Annotated in this window: 19 protein-coding genes and 1 pseudogene; 12 read left to right on the plus strand and 8 right to left on the minus strand. The window is 66.1% G+C overall.

Going from position 1 to position 19,768, the window contains the following annotated elements; translation table 11 throughout:
• The 3 genes and pseudogenes from G3N94_RS30985 to G3N94_RS30995 all read left to right on the plus strand — a co-directional run.
• Positions 1-321 (plus strand): annotated as a pseudogene (locus G3N94_RS30985) (FUSC family protein); the annotation flags it as partial.
• Positions 308-1,855 (plus strand): TolC family protein, encoded by a 1,548-nt coding sequence (locus G3N94_RS30990; RefSeq protein WP_205797005.1) that lies wholly within the window; start codon positions 308-310, stop codon positions 1,853-1,855. The pseudogene G3N94_RS30985 and the gene G3N94_RS30990, both read left to right, overlap by 14 nt.
• Positions 1,856-2,229: 374 nt before the next feature.
• The gene (locus tag G3N94_RS30995; protein ID WP_205797006.1) at positions 2,230-2,937 is read left to right on the plus strand and encodes an MgtC/SapB family protein; all 708 of its coding nucleotides are present in this window, start codon (positions 2,230-2,232) and stop codon (positions 2,935-2,937) included.
• A gap of 15 nt (positions 2,938-2,952) precedes the next feature.
• Here G3N94_RS30995 and G3N94_RS31000 read toward each other — a convergent pair whose 3' ends face one another.
• Positions 2,953-3,672 (minus strand): autoinducer binding domain-containing protein, encoded by a 720-nt coding sequence (locus G3N94_RS31000; protein WP_205797007.1) that lies wholly within the window; start codon positions 3,670-3,672, stop codon positions 2,953-2,955.
• A 72-nt stretch (positions 3,673-3,744) separates the two neighbouring features.
• Here G3N94_RS31000 and G3N94_RS31005 point away from each other — a divergent pair, with 72 nt between their 5' ends.
• From G3N94_RS31005 to G3N94_RS31015, 3 genes are all read left to right on the plus strand, one after another.
• Positions 3,745-4,188: a DUF4902 domain-containing protein gene (locus tag G3N94_RS31005; RefSeq protein ID WP_205797008.1), complete on the plus strand. Its 444-nt coding sequence runs from the start codon at positions 3,745-3,747 to the stop codon at positions 4,186-4,188.
• A 208-nt stretch (positions 4,189-4,396) separates the two neighbouring features.
• A complete protein-coding gene (locus G3N94_RS31010) occupies positions 4,397-4,999 on the plus strand; it encodes an acyl-homoserine-lactone synthase (RefSeq protein ID WP_205797010.1) in 603 nt (200 codons plus the stop codon).
• 44 nt (positions 5,000-5,043) lie between these two features.
• On the plus strand, positions 5,044-5,898 hold the full coding sequence (locus G3N94_RS31015) for a hypothetical protein (RefSeq protein WP_346778744.1): 855 nt from the start codon (positions 5,044-5,046) through the stop codon (positions 5,896-5,898).
• 76 nt (positions 5,899-5,974) lie between these two features.
• Here the strand turns inward: G3N94_RS31015 and G3N94_RS31020 are convergent, their stop codons facing one another.
• The gene (locus G3N94_RS31020; protein ID WP_205797011.1) at positions 5,975-6,706 is read right to left on the minus strand and encodes a TetR/AcrR family transcriptional regulator; all 732 of its coding nucleotides are present in this window, start codon (positions 6,704-6,706) and stop codon (positions 5,975-5,977) included.
• Between the two features lie 65 nt (positions 6,707-6,771).
• Here G3N94_RS31020 and shc point away from each other — a divergent pair, with 65 nt between their 5' ends.
• Positions 6,772-8,805 carry a squalene--hopene cyclase gene (gene shc, locus G3N94_RS31025; protein WP_205797013.1) on the plus strand — a complete coding sequence of 678 codons (2,034 nt, stop codon included), beginning with the start codon at positions 6,772-6,774 and terminating at the stop codon, positions 8,803-8,805.
• Between the two features lie 277 nt (positions 8,806-9,082).
• On the opposite strand, the gene ribA is transcribed toward shc, so the two are convergent.
• On the minus strand, positions 9,083-9,733 hold the full coding sequence (ribA, locus tag G3N94_RS31030; RefSeq protein WP_205797016.1) for a GTP cyclohydrolase II: 651 nt from the start codon (positions 9,731-9,733) through the stop codon (positions 9,083-9,085).
• A gap of 176 nt (positions 9,734-9,909) precedes the next feature.
• Here ribA and G3N94_RS31035 point away from each other — a divergent pair, with 176 nt between their 5' ends.
• Entirely contained in the window at positions 9,910-10,371 is a 462-nt protein-coding gene (locus G3N94_RS31035; RefSeq protein WP_124603172.1) for a CBS domain-containing protein, read from the plus strand.
• 149 nt (positions 10,372-10,520) lie between these two features.
• On the opposite strand, the gene G3N94_RS31040 is transcribed toward G3N94_RS31035, so the two are convergent.
• The gene (locus G3N94_RS31040; protein WP_124603171.1) at positions 10,521-10,847 is read right to left on the minus strand and encodes a DUF4148 domain-containing protein; all 327 of its coding nucleotides are present in this window, start codon (positions 10,845-10,847) and stop codon (positions 10,521-10,523) included.
• Positions 10,848-11,360: 513 nt separating this feature from the next.
• Between G3N94_RS31040 and G3N94_RS31045 the strand changes: the two genes are divergently transcribed.
• Positions 11,361-11,759: a GreA/GreB family elongation factor gene (locus G3N94_RS31045; RefSeq protein ID WP_205797018.1), complete on the plus strand. Its 399-nt coding sequence runs from the start codon at positions 11,361-11,363 to the stop codon at positions 11,757-11,759.
• A 208-nt stretch (positions 11,760-11,967) separates the two neighbouring features.
• Here G3N94_RS31045 and G3N94_RS31050 read toward each other — a convergent pair whose 3' ends face one another.
• Positions 11,968-13,104: a porin gene (locus tag G3N94_RS31050; protein ID WP_205797021.1), complete on the minus strand. Its 1,137-nt coding sequence runs from the start codon at positions 13,102-13,104 to the stop codon at positions 11,968-11,970.
• Between the two features lie 598 nt (positions 13,105-13,702).
• Here G3N94_RS31050 and G3N94_RS31055 point away from each other — a divergent pair.
• Both G3N94_RS31055 and G3N94_RS31060 read left to right on the plus strand, forming a co-directional pair.
• Positions 13,703-14,086, plus strand: coding sequence for a YXWGXW repeat-containing protein (locus G3N94_RS31055; protein WP_205797024.1), 384 nt, complete (start codon positions 13,703-13,705; stop codon positions 14,084-14,086).
• A 240-nt stretch (positions 14,087-14,326) separates the two neighbouring features.
• Complete coding sequence (locus G3N94_RS31060; RefSeq protein WP_205797027.1) at positions 14,327-15,952, plus strand: amidohydrolase; 1,626 nt, start codon at positions 14,327-14,329, stop codon at positions 15,950-15,952.
• A gap of 39 nt (positions 15,953-15,991) precedes the next feature.
• Here G3N94_RS31060 and G3N94_RS31065 read toward each other — a convergent pair whose 3' ends face one another.
• Positions 15,992-17,314 carry an MFS transporter gene (locus G3N94_RS31065; RefSeq protein WP_205797030.1) on the minus strand — a complete coding sequence of 441 codons (1,323 nt, stop codon included), beginning with the start codon at positions 17,312-17,314 and terminating at the stop codon, positions 15,992-15,994.
• 311 nt (positions 17,315-17,625) lie between these two features.
• On the opposite strand from G3N94_RS31065, the gene G3N94_RS31070 reads away from it, so the two are divergent.
• The gene (locus tag G3N94_RS31070; protein WP_205797033.1) at positions 17,626-18,546 is read left to right on the plus strand and encodes a LysR family transcriptional regulator; all 921 of its coding nucleotides are present in this window, start codon (positions 17,626-17,628) and stop codon (positions 18,544-18,546) included.
• Between the two features lie 42 nt (positions 18,547-18,588).
• Here the strand turns inward: G3N94_RS31070 and G3N94_RS31075 are convergent, their stop codons facing one another.
• Together G3N94_RS31075 and G3N94_RS31080 are read right to left on the minus strand one after the other, a co-directional pair.
• On the minus strand, positions 18,589-19,047 hold the full coding sequence (locus tag G3N94_RS31075; protein ID WP_205797037.1) for a MarR family transcriptional regulator: 459 nt from the start codon (positions 19,045-19,047) through the stop codon (positions 18,589-18,591).
• Between the two features lie 114 nt (positions 19,048-19,161).
• A partial coding sequence (locus tag G3N94_RS31080; RefSeq protein ID WP_205797040.1) for a TolC family protein occupies positions 19,162-19,768 on the minus strand: 607 nt, incomplete at its 5' end.

Here is a 19,768-nt window from a genome sequence, read left to right on the forward strand (position 1 = left end):
GCCGCGCGCCGCCGCACGCTCGCGGAACTCGGCGCGCTCGAAGGACCGCTGTTCCTGCTCGCCGAACGCGCGCCGGGCGACGCGGCGATCGACGCGCGGCTCACGCGCGTCGCGCGGGACGCCGACATGGGCGGCGATGTCCGTGCGACGGGCTCGGACCACGCGGATCAATCCACGGCGATGCAGTCCGCTGCCGCCGCGAACGGCGCCACCCCCGCACATGACGCACTGCTGAACCTGATCGATGCGCGGCTCGCTCGCATCGCCGACGCCGCCCGTGAAGCCACACCGAAGGAGTCTCTTTCTCATGCGCGTTCCTGAACCGCCGACCACCCCGTTCGTCGTTGCCGCCGTCGCGGCAGCCGTCGTGCTGGCCGGCTGCGCGACGTCGTCGCTCGACCTCGCGCCGGAGGCGTCCGATCGCCCGTGGCAGCCGCAGACGACAGCCTCCGGCGAGATCGTGCCGGGCGCGCCGAAACCTCAGGGGTATCCGCCGAGTCACGACTACACGCTGCCCGCCAACACGGCGCTCGCGGCCGTGCCGCCGCCCGTCGCGTTCGATGCCGCTCATGCATACACGCTGCCCGAACTGATCGATCTCGCCGAATCGACGAACCCGCTGACCCGTATCGCGTGGAACGATGCACGCAATGCGGCGCTCGCGGTCGGCGTCGCGAAGGCCGCGTACCTGCCGCAATTGTCCGCGACCGCGATGGGCGGCTACCAGGCCGGCCACGGCTCGACGTCGACGCTGCTCGGCGACGCGTCGGCAAACACGAGCGCGCACGGCACCGTGTCGGCACTCGCGCTGCAGTGGCTGTTGTTCGATTTCGGCGGCCGAGCGGCGCGCGTCGAAGCGGCCGAACAGGTGTCGATCGTGTCGAACGTCACGTTCACGGCCGTCCATCAGCAGGTGATCCACGACGTCACCATCGCGTATTACCGCTACGAAGCCGCGCGTTCGCGCGCGCGCAGTGCACAGCAGAGCCTCGCGAACGCGGATGCGATCGCCGCGGCAGCGCGCGCACGGCTCAAGCAGGGTGTCGGCACCATCGTCGAGGTTGCGCAGGCAACCCAGAACCGCGCACAGGCCAACCTCGCGCTCGTCGAAGCGCGCGGCGCGGAGAGCGATGGCTATCTCGGGCTCGTGTCCGCGCTCGGCATCTCGCCGCTGTCGAAGCCGACGATCGCGACGCTGCCGGCGCGGCCGCTGCCGCCCGCACTCGGCACGTCGGTGGACGCGATCGTGTCGGACGCGATCGCGCGGCGCCCCGACCTGCAGGGTGCGTACGCGCTCGAAATGGCCGATCGCGCGAAGGTGAAGGCGGCGGAGGCGGAGTTCATGCCGAAGGTGTTCATGTCCGCAACGGCGTCCTACCTCAGCGGCGGCACGTCGATCTCCGCACTGCCCGCGATCGGCCAGCAGGCGCCGACCGTCAACCTGAACGGCAACCGCTACGGCGGCGGCGTGTTCGTCGGCATCACGATTCCGCTGTACGACGCGGGCCTGCGCTCGGCGGTGCTGATGCAGGCGCACAACGACGCCGACAGCGCGACGGCACGGCTCACGCGCACGAAGGAGGAAGCGGTCCGGCAGATCGTCGCCGCGCAGAACGCGCTGCAGACGAGTCTCGCGTCGCACGAGGCCGCGACGGCGCTCGCCGCCGCCGCGCAGACGAGCTACGACGCCGCGCTGACCGCGTACCGGAATGGCGTCGGCACGGTGACCGACGCGACGCTCGCACAGAGCCAGCTGCTCGTCGCGAAGAACGCGGACGTCGACAGCTACTGCGGCGCGTTGTCGGCGGCCGCCACGCTCGCGCTCGCGACGGGCACGATCAGCGCGGCGCGTTAACTCGGTAACGCGCGCCGGAATGCGGGCTGTAACGCGCGCGCCCAACGTGCAGCGGGCGGCCACGTCGAGTCGAACGATACGTGCGAGTTGACGCAAGCGCGCGCCGCCGCCTAGAATGCCGCCCATTCATCTTTCAGGAATCAACGTGGACAGTTGCAGCACATTGCGTGCGCGGCTCGCCGCCTGAACGCCTGCCCGCCGCAGTTCTCCTGCCCCGGCTCGCGTTCCAGCGAGTCCGGCATGCCGCTCCGTTTCACACTGCGTCACGCATTCGCGCGGTACAGTTACCGCGCGATGACGGACATTGCGTCGCCCCCGGCCTGGCGCCGACCCGACGTCCGTCTGCACGCGCCCCTTGCACGGCAGGACAACTCATGACTTTCGATTTCGCCATTCGTCTTTTCACCGCGTTCGCCTGCGGCGTCGCCATCGGTCTCGAGCGCCAGATGCGGCAGCGCACGGCCGGCCTGCGCACGATCACGCTGGTCGCGAGCGGCGCGTGCCTGTTCGTCACGCTCGGCGTGCTGACCGGCAACGGCGTGGCCGGCGTCACGCAGATCGCCGCGTACGTCGTGTCCGGCGTCGGCTTTCTCGGCGGCGGCGTGATCATGCGCGACAAGGGTTCGATCCAGGGCATCAACACCGCGGCGACGCTGTGGTGCTCGGCCGCGGTCGGCGTGCTGTCCGGCTCGGGCCACTACGTCCCGGCGCTCGCCGGCACCGGCGTCGTGCTGCTGACCAACACGCTGCTGCGCGGCGTGAGCCAGGCGATCAATGCGACGCCCGTGTCGAACGCGGATCTCGTGCGCGAATACCAGATCACGGTGATCTGCCTCGCAGCGGACGAAGTGCATATCCGCACGCTGCTGTCGAATTCGATGTATGCGAAACCGCTGTCGTTCCAGAGCCTGACGAGCGAGGACGTGCCCGACCAGCCGAACCGGCTGAAGGTCACCGCGACGCTGAAGCTGCATCCGAAGGATCAGCCGAAGCTCGAGCAGATCGCGAGCCGCATCAGCATGGAAAAGAGCATCTCCAGCGTGAGCTGGACGGCGAAGGAAGCGGAGCCGCTGATGGAGTGAGCGGCGCCGCGCCACTCACGGCGTATCGATGAGCCCGGCCGAAATCGCCTTGACGACCGCCTGCACCTTGTTGGTCGCGCCGAGTTTCTCGAGGATGTTGTTCACGTGGAAGTTCACGGTCCGCTCGGAGATGCCGAGAATCTGGCCGATCTCGCACGCCGTCTTGCCTTCGGCGGTCCAGCACAGCACCTCGCGCTCGCGCGCAGTCAGCATGACGTTCGCCTCCGGCGCCAGCTTCGGCACCACGAAGCGGCTCATCAGCGAATGCGACAGGTTCGCGAGCCAGTTGGTCTGCAGCGTGAGCATGTTGATTTCGGCGGGCGTGAGGCGATCGGCGTGGCGCGCGATGCTCAACAGGCCGAACGCGCCGCGCGCTGCCCAGCTCGACTGCGCGACGCCGACCGACAGCCCGTGGTCGCGCGCATCCTGCCACAGCGGGCACGGCGCAATCTTGTCGACGTCCGGCCAGACGATCATGTTGGTACTGAGCGCACCGTCGCGAACCGTCGAATCGATCTCGATATAGTTCTGCGCCTGGTAATGCTCCATCCAGCCGTCCGGATAGGTGTCGAAGATCGCGACCGCCGGCTTCGACACCGGCAGCGGCACCCGGATCCCGTAACAGCAGTATTCGAAGCCGAGGCGCTTCGAATAGGCGGCGATCCGCTGGAAGAGCTGCTGCTCGTCTTCCGCGGCGCTGAATTGATGGTAGGCGTCCTGCCAGCGCAGTTCCATTCGTTCTCCGACAACGTCACGCTGTCATACTTGTCAGGTTTCAGCGCCGGTTCGGGCTGATACATTTCGCGCATGACTTCACCTTTGCTGCATCCCTTCCGCGGCCCGTCTCCGGACGGCTACGTGCGCCTGTCCGAAAGCGCACTGGTCGAGCTTGCGCTCGACCATGTCACGAGCGGCCTCGACGCGTCACTGCTGGCGGAACTGCGCAACAGCGCGATCGATGCACGCATCGCGGGCTACACCGAATGGCATCGCCCCGCCGTCGCCGGCGTCGCTTACGTGACGGTCGGCTGGGACTGGTACCGCGAACGCGCGTCCGGCGCATTCGTGATCGCCGGCGGCGACGTCCGCAGCAACGTGATGGCCATCGACGCCGCCGGTGCCGACATCGGCATGACCCGCACCGCCGCGATGCTCTCGGCCCACCTCGCATCGATCGACTGGCCCGCCGCCGTGGCAGCCGCCGTGCTCGCGCACAACGACGCCTATCATGCCGGGCCAATGCTCCAGTGACAACCGGCCGCGCAATCGTCTGACGTTTACGCCGCGTTGGCGCTCTTTATAAGCAAAACCCGGCCGGTTTTCAATCCCGCAGATCAAGAAACCGCTTCCATTCGCGAATCGGCCATTTCGCCCAGCCACCCTGTAAGAGTTACCAGTTACGACCGCCTCGGGACGCACGCTGTAATGCACGCATACCAAGCACAGACCCGAGGACACCATGCAGACCTTCGTTCACGAGGAGGGGCGGTTGCCACACGAACTTGCAGCGGATCTCGGGCGCTACCGGCGCCGCGTGTTCGTCGAGCAGCTCGGCTGGGCGCTCCCGTCGGCGAACGAGGGTTACGAGCATGACGAGTTCGACCGGGACGATACCGTCTACGTGTTCGCACGCAACGGCTGCGGCGAGATGTGCGGATGCGCGCGTCTGCTGTCGACAACGCGCCCGTACCTGTTGAAGACGCTGTTCGCGGACCTGATCGCCGAGGACATGCCGCTGCCGCAATCGGCCGCGGTGTGGGAACTGTCGCGATTCGCGGCAACCGGCGACGCTGCGGACAGCGATGTGTGGGCAGTACGGCCGATGCTGGCGGCGGTGGTCGAATGCGCGGCGCAACTCGGCGCCCGGCAGTTGATCGGCGTGACGTTCGTCAGCATGGAGCGCCTGTTCCGCCGCATCGGCGTGCATGCGCACCGCGCAGGTCCGCCGAAGGTGGTCGACGGTCGTCTGGTGGTCGCGTGCTGGATCGATATTGATCCGCAAACGTTTGCAGCACTCGGAATCGATCCGGAATCCGGTGCCCGGCAAGCCATCGCCGCCTGAGCGCGCAGTTTCTCTGGCGGCATCGTATATGAAGGAGTATCAACGTGGACCACTCACCGGCGTTTTACGCGATGTTGCCCGGATTGACGACCGCAGGCAGCAGCAGCCGCATCGCCGTCGCCTATCCGTCGTTTCCGGAACCGCTGCCGCTCGTCTGGCTCGACCGCCGCGGGCTCGTGTTCCGGGCTTCCGGGCCGGCACCGCTCGTCAGCGGCCTGCCCCGCGCGGCGACGCTGCTGGCCGGTGACGAGCCGCTCTGCTCGCTGCGCCTCGTGATTCGCGAGATTGCCGCGGCAGGCGACGGCCGCCACGACCTGACGATGCAGCCTTCCTGTGCCGCGAGCGACGAACTGCTGTGGCATGCGCTGCGCGATCGCGAGCCGTACCGGCACATCCGGCACCCGCTCGCGCCGGTCGTCGAAACGGCGGCCGGCTCCGAGCGTGCCGCGCATGCGTCCGCCACGCTGCCGGCAGGCGGCGCCGACGGCACGGTGCGCCCGTCGCGCAGCGCGGCATTCCGGCTGCCGTGCCGCAGCGACGCGCTGTTCTTCGCGGACTGGCTCGAGTATCACTTCGACGAGTTGCGCGCGCTGTCGCAGCGGCACACGCCGCAACTGCAACTCAACCAGCTCGAGCGGCAACTTGCGGACGACGAAGTCGGTGTGCGATTCGTCTACGACATCGACGGCCACGCGAGCCGGCACGAGCTCAACGACTGCGCGCGTGAAGCATGTGCGTGGATCGAGACGGAAATGCGTGACAAGTTTGCGTTGCCGATCGCACAAGGGCGGTTCGGCGAACATCGGGCGCGCGGCTTGTCGACGGGTCACACCGGGCAAAGTCCGGAAAGCCTGCCACGCGCACGTGGCAGGAATACAACAGGGTATTGCGCTCGCTAGGGTTTTCCCTTAAATTTACGTCTGTCTCCTCCATGTCTCCACGCATGGATTCGGCCCGCTCAAGCAGCGGGCTTTTTTATTTCCCGGGACGAGCCGCGGCATCCGATCCGTGCATGTCCGTAAGGCCCGCGCCTGCGGTCATGCGATCCAGTTGCCGGACGATTTCCGCGCGCAGGTCGGCCGGCAGTTCCGGACTGCCGATCAGCTCCGAAATCCACAAGCCATCGGCCGCGAGCCGGCAGATCATCAGCGTCGCCGCCTGCTCGAGCGGCACGGGGTCGGGGCGGCTCAATTCGCTAATCGGCACCGACCAGCGTTCGCGCGTCTCCGGCTCGCTTACCATCGACGCGACGAGGACACGCAGCACGTCGGTACTGGCCGCCGGGTTTGCCTTGTCCAGCATCGTGTGCACGTACGCGCGCGCCGCCGCCCCGGCTGGATGAGGATCCGCAGCGATACGCGCGTCCATCTGCCGGTTGAAGCGCTCCGTCGTCTGCTCGAAGAGCGCATCCAGCAAGCCTTGCTTGTTCGCGAAGTGATACTGCAGCGCCCCCTTCGTCACGCCGGCGCGCTCGGCTACCGCGTCGAGCGTCAGCGCCTGCACGCCGTGATGCGTGGCGATATCCGAGGCCGCCGCGAGCAGTTGGGCCCGCACCTGCTCCGGCGCTTTCTTGCGCCGCACGCCGGTGGCGCCTGTCGCCGGTGCCGACGGTTGTTCGGCTGAGTGCGTGTCGGTCGGGATGGTCGGCGCGGTCGGTGCAGCATTCGCGGCAACGTTGTGCGGCGCTTGGTCGAGGCGTTTTTTCATAGCGCGGATCTTAGCATCCGCGATCCTCCCTAAAAACATTCCATCCGGATGGTATTATTCGCGACATGAACAATCCCGCCTCATCCCCCCGGTCCGCGCTCGATGCCGCCATCGTCCGCGGACGCGACGCCCTCACACGCCTCCAGCAGCCGGACGGCAGTTGGTGTTTCGAACTCGAATCCGACGCGACGATTACCGCGGAATACATCCTGATGATGCATTTCATGGACAGGATCGATGACGTTCGGCAGGAAAACCTGGCTCGCTACCTGCGTTCGACCCAGCGTCTGGATTCGCACGGCGCGTGGGATCTGTACGTCGACGGCGCCCCGGACGTGTCGTGCAGCGTAAAGGCGTATTTCGCGTTGAAGGCGGCGGGTGATCCTGAACATGCGTCGCACATGGTGCGCGCGCGCGAGGCGATCCTGAAGCTCGGCGGCGCAGCCAGATCGAACGTGTTCACGCGCATCCTGCTCGCGATGTTCGGCCAGGTGCCATGGCGCGCGACGCCGTTCATGCCCGTCGAGTTCGTGCTGTTCCCGAAATGGGCGCCGATCTCGATGTACAAGGTCGCCTACTGGGCGCGCACGACGATGGTGCCGCTGCTGGTGCTGTGTTCGCTCAAGGCCCGCGCGCGCAATCCGCGCAACGTGTCGGTCGCCGAGCTGTTCGTCACGCCGCCCGACGAAGAGCGCCACTACTTCGCGCCGGCTCGCGGGCTGCGCAAGCTCTTTCTGGTGCTCGACCGCATGGTCCGCCCGATCGAACCGCTGTTGCCGAAGCGCCTGCGGCAGCGTGCGATCCGGCACGCGGAAGCATGGTGCGCCGAGCGCATGAACGGCGACGACGGGCTGGGCGGCATCTTTCCGCCGATCGTGTACAGCTACCAGATGATGGACGTGCTGGGCTACCCGGAAGACCATCCGCTGCGGCGCGATTGCGAAAACGCACTGGAGAAGCTGCTGGTCACGCGAGCGGACGGCAGCATGTACTGCCAGCCATGCCTGTCGCCAGTTTGGGACACTGCCTGGAGCACGATGGCGCTCGAACAGGCGCAAGGGGTGACAGCACCGGAGCCGGAGCGTCCGGATGCCGGACGCGAGTTCGACGAGCGCATCGCACGCGCGTACGACTGGCTGGCAGCGCGCCAGGTGAACGATCTGCGCGGCGACTGGGCCGAAAACGCGCGACCCGACACGCAACCGGGCGGATGGGCGTTTCAGTATGCGAATCCGCACTATCCGGACCTCGACGACAGCGCGCTCGTCACGGCGATGCTCGACCGCCGGGGCCGCGCGCAGGCGCGGGCATCGGGCGAGCATCCTTACGCGGAACGCGTCACGCGCGCACTTGAATGGATCCGCGGGCTGCAATCGCGCAACGGCGGATTCGGCGCATTCGATGCCGATTGCGATCGCCTCTACCTGAACGCCATTCCGTTCGCCGATCATGGCGCGCTCCTCGATGCACCGACGGAAGACGCGTCGGGCCGCGTGCTGCTGTGCTTCGGCGTCACGAAGCGCGCAGAAAACCAGCAGGCATACGCGCGCTGCATCGAATACGTGAAGCGCGCGCAGCAGCCCGATGGAAGCTGGTGGGGCCGCTGGGGCACGAACTACCTGTACGGCACGTGGAGCGTGCTGGCCGGCCTCGCGCTGTCCGGCGAGGACAAGTCGCAGCCCTATATCGTCCGCGCGCTCGAATGGCTGCGCGCGCGACAGCATGCGGATGGCGGCTGGGGCGAGACGAACGACAGCTACATCGACCCGAGTCTCGCCGCGACCAACTACGGCGAAAGCACGTCGAACTGCACAGCGTGGGCGCTGCTCGCGCAAATGGCGTTCGGCGACTGGGAATCGGATTCCGTGCGGCGCGGCATCGCCTATTTGCTGTCGGTCCAGCAGGACGACGGATTCTGGTGGCACCGCTCGCACAATGCACCCGGATTTCCGCGCATCTTCTACCTCAAGTATCACGGCTACACGGCCTACTTCCCGCTGTGGGCGCTGGCACGGTATCGCCGCCTCGCCGGTGCGCAGTCCCTATCCGATGGACACAGTCCGGATACGGTGGCAGTGGCGGACCCGGCAATCGCTTGAGTGACGGGATGTTGCGATGAATCGGGGCGGTGTGTGGATGCTGCACCGTCCTGGGGTCCTGCTATCCCCACGGGCTGAGCGCTGTTGCACCGACAGGCAGTTCCGCCGGTCGGTCATGCCACATGTCACACGGAACGTGGCGGAGGATGGATGCGAAGGCAACCGCGGCTCACGTCCATGTGGTGCGGCTCCTTGCCACAGTAGTGCGTTTTCGAGCAACCGATCTCGGCAGTTTTCCAAAAAGAATCAAGGGGCTCCGCAGAGCCCCTTGTTTCCATTACTCGTTTTCTTCGAAGTAATGCCCAAACTTCGTCTGCTTCGTGCGGATATAGCGTTCGTTTTCCTCGCGCACCGGCACGGCCAGCGCCACGCGTTCGCAAACGGGGATGCCATGCTTCACGAGCGTGTCGAATTTCTTCGGATTGTTGCTCATCAGGCGCACCGACGTCACGCCGAGGATGCGCAGGATCGCGGCAGCAGAATCGTATTCACGGGCATCGTCGGGCAGGCCGAGGTCGAGGTTCGCTTCGACAGTATCCCTCCCCTGCTCCTGCAGCGCGTACGCGCGGATCTTGTTGCTCAGGCCGATGCCGCGCCCTTCGTGGCCACGCAGGTACAGCAGCACGCCACGGTCTTCCGCGGCGATGTAGCGCAGCGCGAGATCCAGTTGCTCGCCGCAGTCGCAGCGATACGAACCGAACACATCGCCGGTCAGGCATTCGGAATGCAGCCGCGTCAGCACGGACTGCTCGCCGGCAACGTCGCCCATCACGAGCGCGAGATGTTCGGCATCGCTGCCCGACACACGGAAAGCATATGACGTGAACGTGCCGTAGCGCGTGGGCAGCGAGGCGGTGGCCACGAGCGTCACGCACTCGTCGGCCTGGCCGTTGCCCGACGTGGGCGATTGGGGACGCGAAGACATCATGGATTCAATCAAACGATCTGTAATGTAGGAATTTTCTGGATGGCACGTGACGGGAGTTTACCGCTAATCTGGAATTAGTCACGCGCCTGCTGCCGACGCCCGTTTATACTCGATCCATCGGGTGACGCGCATCACGCCCTGCCTTCCCTGGATTGCCCTGCACACGGAGAAAGCGAATGAGCACGACTGTCGCGCAGATTCTCAAGGCCAAGCCGGATTCCGGCCGCACGATCTACACCGTCAGGAAGACCGATCTCGTCTACGACGCCATCAAGCTGATGGCCGAAAAGGGCATCGGCGCACTGCTGGTCGTCGAAGGCGACGACATCGCCGGCATCGTCACCGAGCGCGATTACGCGCGCAAGGTCGTGCTGCAGGACCGCTCGTCGAAGGCCACGCGCGTCGAGGAAATCATGACCGCCAAGGTGCGCTACGTCGAGCCGTCGCAGTCGAGCGAAGAGTGCATGGCGCTGATGACCGAACACCGGATGCGTCACCTGCCCGTCCTCGACGACGGCAAACTGATCGGCCTCGTGTCGATCGGCGACCTCGTCAAGAGCGTGATTGCGGATCAGCAATTCACGATCAGCCAGCTCGAGCACTATATCCACGGAACCCCCGCCGTCACGTCTGTCTGACCGCGTCCCAGCAAAAAAGGCCCAAACGCGCGAGCGTCTGGGCGTAAAGCCGCCGGAATGCGGCGACGGAGGTTCTGCGCCTGTTGGCGAGCGACGCGTGTGTGGCGCGCCGCCCGTCGGTATGGGTGCGTTCGGGCAGACCCGGGATATCAGTTGCCGAAGTAGATCGAATTCACGGGATTCGGCGCTTCCGTCGTGCGGCGGCCCGACTGTGCCGCGCCGGTGGCTGCGGCGCCGTAGCCGCTCGTGTCCGCGCGCGTCAGCACTTGCTGGCTCGGCTGGATGCGCTGCTCGGCGGCCTGGATGTTCGCCGGATATTCCGCGTCGCTGGCCAGCGGCTTGTAGCCATTCTGTTCGAGTTGCACGAGCTCGGCCTTGACCTGGTCGCGGGTCAGCCCCTGATCCGACTGCGCGAACGACGCGATCGGGGTGGCGAGGACGGTAGCGGCAATCGCTGCGTAAATGATCGACTTCATGATTTACCTCCGATATATGTTCTGTGTTCACGTCGCTTCCGGCAGGTCTGTCTGAAGCGATTGAATCCAGTCTAGTCTCCGCATCACCGAGGGGAAACCCTTAGATTGAACATACTGCGTTGCAGTTTTGGCAAATATCATGAGCAGCTACGCCAAGGCAACGTCGCTATTTAAGCCATTTCGACAACAATCCCTGACGAATGGCTGACACGCAAATAAGCAGCCTTCAACGTTCCGTTGTAGAATTGAAAGGTTTTATCCAACCGACAAATTCTTTCACACCATGCGCGCGCCCTTGCTTCCAGTTGCTTCGCCGTCCGGCCCGGACGGCATGCGCGCGCTCGCCGGCAACCCGGCGCACCCCCTCGCTCGACGCACGGCCCAGGCTCCGCTCACCCCTGCCCGGCGCTTGATCTGACGGCCCAGTCTCCTCCCGGAGCCACGTCAGACAGGCTCCGGGCGATCTACGTAGGTTTGCCACGCCTGTCCCTGCCGATCATTTGGAGAATTGCCATGAAACAACGTCTGCACCAGATAACCGAACTCGACCTCGCCCGGCTCGAGAAGCACGCCGAGCACAGCCCACGCTTCCAGACGATGCTCGACGCGCTGCTGGAGCGGGCCGACATCGTCCAGTCCGACGCGATCAAGGCGAACGTCGTGACGATGAACTCGCAGATCACGCTGCTCGACGAAGCGACCAACGAGCAGACCACCTGGACGATTGTTTATCCCGATGAAGCCAATCTCGAACAAGGGCGCCTGAACGTCTTTTCGCCGGTTGGCATGGCTTTGCTGGGCACGCAGCGCGGCCAGTTGGTGAAGGTGATGCAGCCGAGCGGCATCGAGAAGCTGATGAAGGTCGCCGCGATCGTGTTCCAGCCCGAGGCAAACGGCGAATACACGCGCTGACGCGGCCGCCGTGCGGCAGGCTGCCGGCGGCTGCGCAACGCGCCACCACATCGAGCCAGCGAGGCATCCGGATCGGATGCCTCGCTTTTTTTCGTCCGGACCGCCCTCGGATCGAATTCGCCGGACCATCCGCGGCCTTCACGCCGCGTAAACGCAAAAAAGGCGCCCGAAGGCGCCTTTTTCAGAGCTGGTTACCCAGCAGTCACGCTTAGAAGCGGTGACGCAGACCAACCGTTGCTGCGGTTTGGTTGATCGACGAGCTCGGCAGGTTGTTGCTGATGCTGTCGCCGTTGTAGATCGATGCGCCAATGCCGTTCTTCGCTGCACGCTGGTACACAGCTTGTGCGTAGACGTCCGTGCGCTTCGACAGCGAGTAGTCAGCTTGCAGGCCGAACTGGTTCCAGTGCGTGCTGCCGTTGTTGATCTTCGCGTTCGTGTACGTGTAAGCAGCGCCCAGGCCGAGAGCCGGCGTCAGGTTGTACTTTGCGTTGACTTCGTAGTTGTCAGTGCGCAGCGTGCCCACACCGACTGCATTGTTGTCGAGACGCGCTTGCGTCCATGCAGCGCCGACTTGTGCCGGACCGAATGCATAAGCGGCAGCAGCACCGTACGTGCGGACGCGGCCTTGGCTAGCGATGCCACCGATCGCCGACGACGTCGCGCCGTTGCCGTTCGTACCGTCACCCAGGTTCGCTTGCGAGTATGCAGCTGCCAGCTTCAGACCTTGGAACTGGTATGCAGCACCCGCGCTGTACGCACGGTTGTTGCCGAAGTTCGTGTTGTTCGAGAACGAGTACGTGCCGCCGAATTGCAGGCCAGCGTAGTTCGCGCTCGTGAACTTGATCGTGTTGTTCGATGCGACATCGCCGGTCGTGCTCAGACGGTCGAGGTTCAGCGGGTGCGCGAAGTACGTGCCGCCCCACGAGCCCGTTGCCGTCAGCGGCGCCAGGTAGTCTTGCGTTGCGTCATACTGCTTACCCAGCGTGACCGTGCCGTACTGGCTCGACAGGCCGACGAAAGCTTGACGGTTGAACATGCCGTTGCTGCCGTTCGCGAACTTGCCGTTACCGATGTTGAAGCCGCTTTCCAACGTGAAGATTGCCTTCAGGCCGCCACCCAGGTCTTCCGAGCCACGCAGGCCGAAACGGCTCTGGTCAATGCCCGAACCCATCGCCCAACGCGACTTGCCGCCGTTTGCCAGTTGGCCGTTGGCGTTGAGGCTCGAGACGTTGCTCGTGTAGGTGATGCCTGCGTCCAGCACGCCGTACAGCGTGACGCTGCTTTGCGCGTGAGCGACGGTTGCGAACGATGCTGCAGCTGCTGCAACGATCAGAGTCTTGTTCATTCGTGGAGCTCCCTTCTAAAAAGAGGCAGGTCTCGCGACCTTGTTCATAAACGGTCTGCAACCGCCCGGAAACGCCATCGGTCCTGCTGGCTGCGCCCGGATAGTTGCCCGTTTGGGAACCGTGAGTTTAGGGGTGTACCCTAGGGGCGCGATTCGCAAATAAAGAAATAAGCTTTTCCAGATCTAGAAATAATAGAAATGGGGCCGTCTTATAAGTATTTGTTTTGACGTTTCTTTTTGGCTTCTTGACGGCTGCTTTTTGGTCGCATTCATCGCACCATTCCTACATGTCAGCGTCTTGACGGTTGCATAGAAACAACAAGCGGAATCGCACACCCCCTTCGAAACCGGCAATTTTTACCTGTCCTTGTCCCAAATATCAGGGTTTTGGCTCCTGCGGCAGATGCTTCGGCGGAAAACGTCGGAGGAATGCCCCGCAAAGCGAATGATCCGAGGGTGTCGCGCGCTGCGAGCCCGTTCGACCGGCGCCGCCGCGGCCGTGACATGCGGTAACAGCCTTAACGGCGCGCGTAACCCGGCCGGGCACCGGGCGCGCTAAGGTACGACGGACACGACAGCCCAACAGGACAGGCAAGCCATGAATCGACGCTCGTTGTTGCGCGCCATCGGACTGACCGCCGCATTCGCCGGCACGGGAGCCTGGCTGCGCACCGCCTCGGCGCAGCCCGCGCCGCCCGCGCCACCCGTTTACCGGCCGTCCGGCCCGTACCGCAATCCCGACGGTCCGCCTTATGACGACCGCCCGCGGATGGCGCCGCCGGCGATGCGGCACGAACGGCGCCCGCCACCGCCGCGGCCGGGCGGCTATATCTGGACGGACGGCTACTGGCGGTGGCAGCGCGGACAATATGTATGGATCCCCGGCCGCTGGATCGCGCGTCGCCCCGGCCATCGCTGGATTCCCGGCTCCTGGCGGCGCCAGGGGCAGGCTTGGGTGTACGTCGACGGGTATTGGCGCTGACCATGCCCGCCACGCCGGCCTGTTCGCGTGGTGCGAGGCCGACGTCGACGCGTCCATGCGTCCGTCGTAAATCCTGCATCGCCCGGGCCGATGCAGGACGGCGTCGGCCTACCTTCCGTCCCCACCCGCCATCTGCCTTGTCGCACCTTGTCCTCAAAACGACGACAGACAGCTCCACGCTCCGCCCCTAGTATCTGAGCCACCCGACGACCGGAACACGTCGATTGACTCGGAGACACCATGCAACACGCCGATACCGTCTATCTGAACGGCATCCTGTATACCGGCGACGCGCAGCGCCGCTTCGCGCAAGCGCTCGCCACCCGCGACGGCAAGATTCTGGCGGTCGGCCGCGACGACGAGATCCGCCCGCTGGCCGGCCCGGCCACGCGCGTCGTGGATCTCGCCGGCCGGCTGATGCTGCCGGGCTTCATCGACGGTCACGTGCATCCGCTCGAAGGCCATCAGATCCTCGGCGACTTCGACCTGTCAGGCATCAACGATCCCGACACGATCCTGCAGCGCATCCGCGCCTGCGCGGACGCGACGCCTGACGAGCCGTGGGTTTATCTCGGCGGCGCCAATCTGGCTGCGTTCGGCGCCTACCCGACGCGCGCGCTGCTCGACCGGATCGTGCCCGACCGCCCGCTCCTCGTGGTCGGCGTCGACGTACACAGCGGCTGCCTCAACACGAAGGGGCTCGACGCCGTCGGCATCACGGCGGACACACCCGATCCGTCAGGCGGCGTGCACGAGCGCGATGCGGCCGGCGCGCCCACCGGCGTCGTCCACGAGGCGGCCTTCTACCGGATCTGCTCGCACATTCCGCAACTGAGCCCGGCCGGCTATCCGAAATCGCTCGCGAAGGCGCATGCGATGGCGCACGGCTTCGGCATCACCGGGTGGTTCGATGCGCGCGTCCAGGAGGGCGAGCTCAACGCCTATGCCGCCGCGCAACGCGCGGGCACGCTGAAGGTATACATGAGCGCGGGGCTGTACGCGAACCCGCGCCGCGATCCGCGCGAGCAGGTCGAACGCTTCGCCGCGTGGCGCCGCGAGTACGAATGCGACAACCTGCGCCTGCATACGGTGAAGATCTTTGTCGACGGCGTGCCCGAATCGAAGACGGCCGCGCTGCTCGAACCTTATGCGGGCACCGACGACTGCGGCCTCACGCTGTGGAGCCAGGACGCGCTCAACGAGATCTGCGTGCTCGCCGACTCGGCCGGCTTCGACCTGCACTTCCACACGCTCGCCGATCGCGCGGTGCGCATGACGCTCGACGCGCTCGAACACGTGCAGCGTCGCAACGGCGTACGCGACCGGCGTGCGCAGCTCGCGCACCTGCAGCTCGTCGATCCGGCCGACATGGGCCGCTTCAACCAGTTGGGCGCGATTGCGAGCATGCAGGCGCTGTGGACCGCCGCCCACCCCGAACAGCAGCAGCTCTATTGCGACCTGCTCGGGCCGGAGCGCACCGCGCGCAACTATCCGTTCCGCAGCCTGCGCAATGCCGGCGCGATGCTGGCGGGCGGCTCCGACTGGTCGGTGAGCACGATGAATCCGCTGCCGATCATCCAGACCGGCGTCACGCATGCGCTGATCGAACAGCCCGACTGCCCGCCGTGGAATCCGCACGAACGGCTCGACCTGCTCACGATGCTCGATGCGTACACGGTGAACTCTGCATACGCACTGCGCTTCGACGATTGCACGGGTTCGCTCGAGGCCGGCAAGGATGCGAGTTTCGCGATCCTCGATCGCAACCCGTTCCGGCATCCGGTCGAAGAATTCGCGCAGGCACGTGTGATCGAGACGCGCTTTCGCGGCGACGTGGTCTTTGCGGCGCCGGGCTGGGCGGACTGATCGACCGGAGCTGCTCGGCGAGGCCAGGCAGCGGCCGCGCTATTCGGCGCTCACGACCGTATCGTCGCGATAACGCCGGCGTTCCAGCACGGCGGGCGCGCCTTCATGCATGAACACGCTCGCGGCCAGCCCGAACAGCGTCGCGAACAGCACGTACCACGCAGGCGCGACCGGCGAGCCGCTCGCGCGCGTCAGCCACGTGACGATGAACGGCGCGAAGCCGCCGAACAGCATCACCGCGATGTTGTAGGCGAGCGCGATGCTGGTCGAACGCGTGCGCGTCGCGAACTGCTCCGCGAGCGCGGTGGGCGCCGGGCCGTAGATGACGCCGATGTTCACGCAGATGACGAGCTGCATGACGAGCAGACGCCCGATGCTCGGCGCCGCGGCGAGCCACGAGAACAGCGGATAGGTGACCGTCAGCAGCGCCAGCATGCCGGCGAGCAGGACCGGCCGCCGGCCGATGCGGTCGGATAGCGACGCGGCAACGGGAATCGTCGCGGTCAGCAGCGCCACCGCCAGCATCTGCACGTTGAACACCTGGTCGAGCGGCAGCCCGAACGTCTTGTGCGCGAACGTCGGCAGGTTCACGAGCATCACGTAGAACACGGCCGTGCCCGTCACGGTCTGGCCGATCGACACCAGCACGCCGCGCAGGTTGTCGCGCAGCACGCCGGACACGCTGACTGCCGGCTGCCCGGCCGCCTTGCTCGCGTCGAGAAACGCGTCGGTCTCCTCCATGTGGCGGCGGATCCACAATCCGACAGGCCCGATCAGCAGCCCCATCGCGAACGGCACGCGCCAGCCCCAGCTGTCGAGCGCGCCCGGCGACAGGTTGCGGGTCGCCCACGCCCCCATCGCCGCGCCGGCGAACACCGCGAGACATTGGCCGATCAGCTGCCACGAGCCATACAGGCCGCGCCGGTGCGGGGGTGCGCTTTCGACGAGGAACGCGGTGGAGCTCGCGTATTCGCCACCGGTCGCGAACCCTTGCAGCATCCGCGCGGCGACGATCAGGACCGGCGCGGCCGGGCCGATCGCCGCGTAGGTTGGCGCGAACGCGATCAGCGCGATCGACAGCGTCATCAGGAAAATGATCAGCTGCATCGCCGCCTTGCGACCCTTGCGGTCCGCATAGAGCCCGAGCAGCACGCCGCCGACCGGACGCATGAAGAACCCGACGCCGAACGTCGCGAGCGACATCAGCAGCGACGCGTACTGGCTTTCGGCGGGAAAGAACAGGCGGGCGATGATCCCGGAAAAGAACCCGTAGACGATGAAGTCGTACCACTCGAGCGTATTGCCGACGACGGCGGCGGCCACCTGCCGATGCCGCGTGCTACGACGTGAATCAGCGCGCATGTCTGTCCCCCTTTCCTGCTGTTTCATGGCAGCGGCATGGGCCGCCCGTTCCCGACACCGCACCGGGAAGGTCGCGCGGGGGGCATGCCCGCCTGCCGACGCACGCCCGGCGTGGATCGATCATAGGCACGCCGAAAACACGCATCAATTAGTCCGGAAGGCAAAGCATTAGCCGCAGACTAAATGTCCGGCGGGTGTCCGAGACGGGTCCGAGCCGAGGCGCGCAGCACATGGTCACGCGATGCCCGCATTGTGCAGTGCCGGGGTTCCGGGGCAGAATTTCCGGTCGACATCCTTCCGGCGGTCCGACCATGCGCAATCGCATTAACGAAGAGATCACCTTCCGCAAGCTCGAAGTACTCCTCGCCTTCATGGAAACCGGCAGTCTCGCGAAGGCGGCCGACGTGTTGAACGTCAGCACGGTCAGCGTGCACCGCGCACTGCACTCGCTGGAAGAAGGCATGCATTGCGCGCTGTTTCGCCACGAAGGCCGCAACCTGATTCCGACCGAAGCCGCTCAGGTGCTCGCCGAAGTCGCGGGCGAAGTGATCAAGACGATGACCGACGGGATCCGCGTGACGCGCGAGGCCGCCGGCTACGGCGCCGGGCAGCTGAAGATCGGCTCGCTCTATTCGCTGACGATCCGCACCGTGCCCGAGGTCGTGATCGCGCTGAAGGAACGGCGGCCCGAACTGCAGGCGGAACTCGTGCTCGGATCGAACGCGGACCTGCTGGACAAGCTCCGGCACGGCGCGATCGATGCGGCGCTGATGGCCATGCCCGAGCATGACGCCGAGATCGAATCGATCGCACTGTTCGATGATGAAATGTTTTTCGCCGCGCCGATCGATTCGCCTTACGCGCAGCGCGACACGATCGATCTGGGCACGTGCCGCGACGCGCCGTTCGTGTCGCTCGGCGAAGGCTTCGCGACCCACCAGGGTTTCGTCGAGGCGTTCCGCATCGCCGATTTCACGCCGAACGTCGTGATGCGGGTCGGCGACATCTTCTCGTTGATCAACCTGGTCGGCGGCGGGGTCGGCTATACGCTGCTGCCGGGCCGCGTGCGCGATCTGTTCGCGCACAAGATCGCACTCGTGCCGCTTGCCGGACAGCACACGATGCGCCAGACCATCGGCCTCAGCTTCCTGCAGCGCCGCGAGCGCGACCCGAACCTGCTCGCGCTCGCGACCGTCTGCCGGATGACGGTCAAGGCCCGCGAGACAACCTGAGCGCAGCGCGCGCGACACAACGTCAGCGCGTCAGCGGCGGCTTCACTTCTTCGCGTCGGCGGCCGCGTCGCGCGCGGCGCCCGTCGCACGATCGAGCGCAGCGGCCATCGCCACCTGCTCCTTGCTGCCGAACTGGCTGAGAAAGAGTTCCGCGACAGTCGACTGGTACACCTTCCACATCTTCTTGCGCAGTGCGCGCCCCTTGTCGGTGATGCTCGCATACGCGGCGCGGCCATCGTCCGCCGAGCGGGCGCGCGTGACGAGCCCCTCCTGCTCGAGCCTATCGACGAGTCGCGTGAGGTTGTAGCGCTCGATCGCCAGCACGTCGGCCAGCTCGTGCATGCGGCGCGTGCCGTCGGGCCCGCTTTCTAGCCCCCACAACGCGTCGTACCACGCATACGCGGGCAGGCCGGCATCCGCGAGGCGGTGCTCGATCTCGCGAATCATCGTCCGGTGCGCGCGGACGAACGAGAACCACAGATCGGGTTCGGGTGCGCTCATGTCAGGTCGTCCCTCTCATTGAATTGCAGTTGCAATTACATTTTACCTCGATGCAATTCATCTCGAAGGACGCACGGGGCCAGTCGTCGACCGGCGCCCGCTCATTACCCCCCGCTACCGCACCGACTGCGCGAGCGGGCCTTGCGCGCGCGGCCCGTCGCCGGACGGCCAGCCGCCGGCAAGCGCCTTGTACAGCGCGACCGTCGCCGCCGCGCTGCGCATCCGCCCGTCGGCCGCCGCGTCCTGCGCCTGCAGCAGCGTCCGTTGCACATCGAGCACTTCGTAGTAGTCGATCGCGCCGGCCGAGAACCGCGTCTGCGCGAGCTGCGCGGCGCGCGCGCTGTCGTCCGCGGCACGCACGAGGTGCGTGGTCTCGTCACGCGTGCGGGCCACGTGCAGCAACGCGTTCTCCGTTTCCTCCAGCGCGCCGAGCACGGTCTGCCGATACTGCGCGAGCTGGCCGGCCGCTTCCGCATCGCTCGCGGCGATCCGCGCACGCACGCGGCCGACATCGAGGAACGACCAGTCGACGCCGAGCGCGATCAGGTTCGTGTCGCTGCCCGCGCGGAAGAACCCGTAGCTGCTCGTCGCACTGCCGAGCAGCCCCGACAGCGTGAAGCGCGGAAACAGGTCGGCCGTCGCGACGCCGACACGCGCGGTCGCCGCATGCAGCCGCGCTTCGGCGGCCGCCACGTCCGGCCGCCGGCGCAGCAGGTCGCCC

The organism is Burkholderia sp. Ac-20353 (genome assembly GCF_017104785.1).
In the GTDB taxonomy this organism is placed as follows: Bacteria; Pseudomonadota; Gammaproteobacteria; order Burkholderiales; family Burkholderiaceae; genus Burkholderia.

What these genes read in the sequence shown, in the direction of transcription:
- G3N94_RS31055 (WP_205797024.1), top strand. Translation starts at nt 13,703, where the DNA reads ATGAATCGACGCTCGTTGTTGCGCGCCATCGGACTGACCGCCGCATTC.
- G3N94_RS31060 (WP_205797027.1), top strand. Translation starts at nt 14,327, where the DNA reads ATGCAACACGCCGATACCGTCTATCTGAACGGCATCCTGTATACCGGC.
- ribA (WP_205797016.1), bottom strand. Translation starts at nt 9,733, where the DNA reads ATGATGTCTTCGCGTCCCCAATCGCCCACGTCGGGCAACGGCCAGGCC.
- G3N94_RS31070 (WP_205797033.1), top strand. Translation starts at nt 17,626, where the DNA reads ATGCGCAATCGCATTAACGAAGAGATCACCTTCCGCAAGCTCGAAGTA.
- G3N94_RS31035 (WP_124603172.1), top strand. Translation starts at nt 9,910, where the DNA reads ATGAGCACGACTGTCGCGCAGATTCTCAAGGCCAAGCCGGATTCCGGC.
- G3N94_RS30990 (WP_205797005.1), top strand. Translation starts at nt 308, where the DNA reads ATGCGCGTTCCTGAACCGCCGACCACCCCGTTCGTCGTTGCCGCCGTC.
- G3N94_RS31000 (WP_205797007.1), bottom strand. Translation starts at nt 3,672, where the DNA reads ATGGAACTGCGCTGGCAGGACGCCTACCATCAATTCAGCGCCGCGGAA.
- G3N94_RS31005 (WP_205797008.1), top strand. Translation starts at nt 3,745, where the DNA reads ATGACTTCACCTTTGCTGCATCCCTTCCGCGGCCCGTCTCCGGACGGC.
- G3N94_RS31040 (WP_124603171.1), bottom strand. Translation starts at nt 10,847, where the DNA reads ATGAAGTCGATCATTTACGCAGCGATTGCCGCTACCGTCCTCGCCACC.
- G3N94_RS31065 (WP_205797030.1), bottom strand. Translation starts at nt 17,314, where the DNA reads ATGCGCGCTGATTCACGTCGTAGCACGCGGCATCGGCAGGTGGCCGCC.
- G3N94_RS30995 (WP_205797006.1), top strand. Translation starts at nt 2,230, where the DNA reads ATGACTTTCGATTTCGCCATTCGTCTTTTCACCGCGTTCGCCTGCGGC.
- G3N94_RS31045 (WP_205797018.1), top strand. Translation starts at nt 11,361, where the DNA reads ATGAAACAACGTCTGCACCAGATAACCGAACTCGACCTCGCCCGGCTC.
- G3N94_RS31050 (WP_205797021.1), bottom strand. Translation starts at nt 13,104, where the DNA reads ATGAACAAGACTCTGATCGTTGCAGCAGCTGCAGCATCGTTCGCAACC.
- G3N94_RS31075 (WP_205797037.1), bottom strand. Translation starts at nt 19,047, where the DNA reads ATGAGCGCACCCGAACCCGATCTGTGGTTCTCGTTCGTCCGCGCGCAC.
- shc (WP_205797013.1), top strand. Translation starts at nt 6,772, where the DNA reads ATGAACAATCCCGCCTCATCCCCCCGGTCCGCGCTCGATGCCGCCATC.
- G3N94_RS31020 (WP_205797011.1), bottom strand. Translation starts at nt 6,706, where the DNA reads ATGAAAAAACGCCTCGACCAAGCGCCGCACAACGTTGCCGCGAATGCT.
- G3N94_RS31010 (WP_205797010.1), top strand. Translation starts at nt 4,397, where the DNA reads ATGCAGACCTTCGTTCACGAGGAGGGGCGGTTGCCACACGAACTTGCA.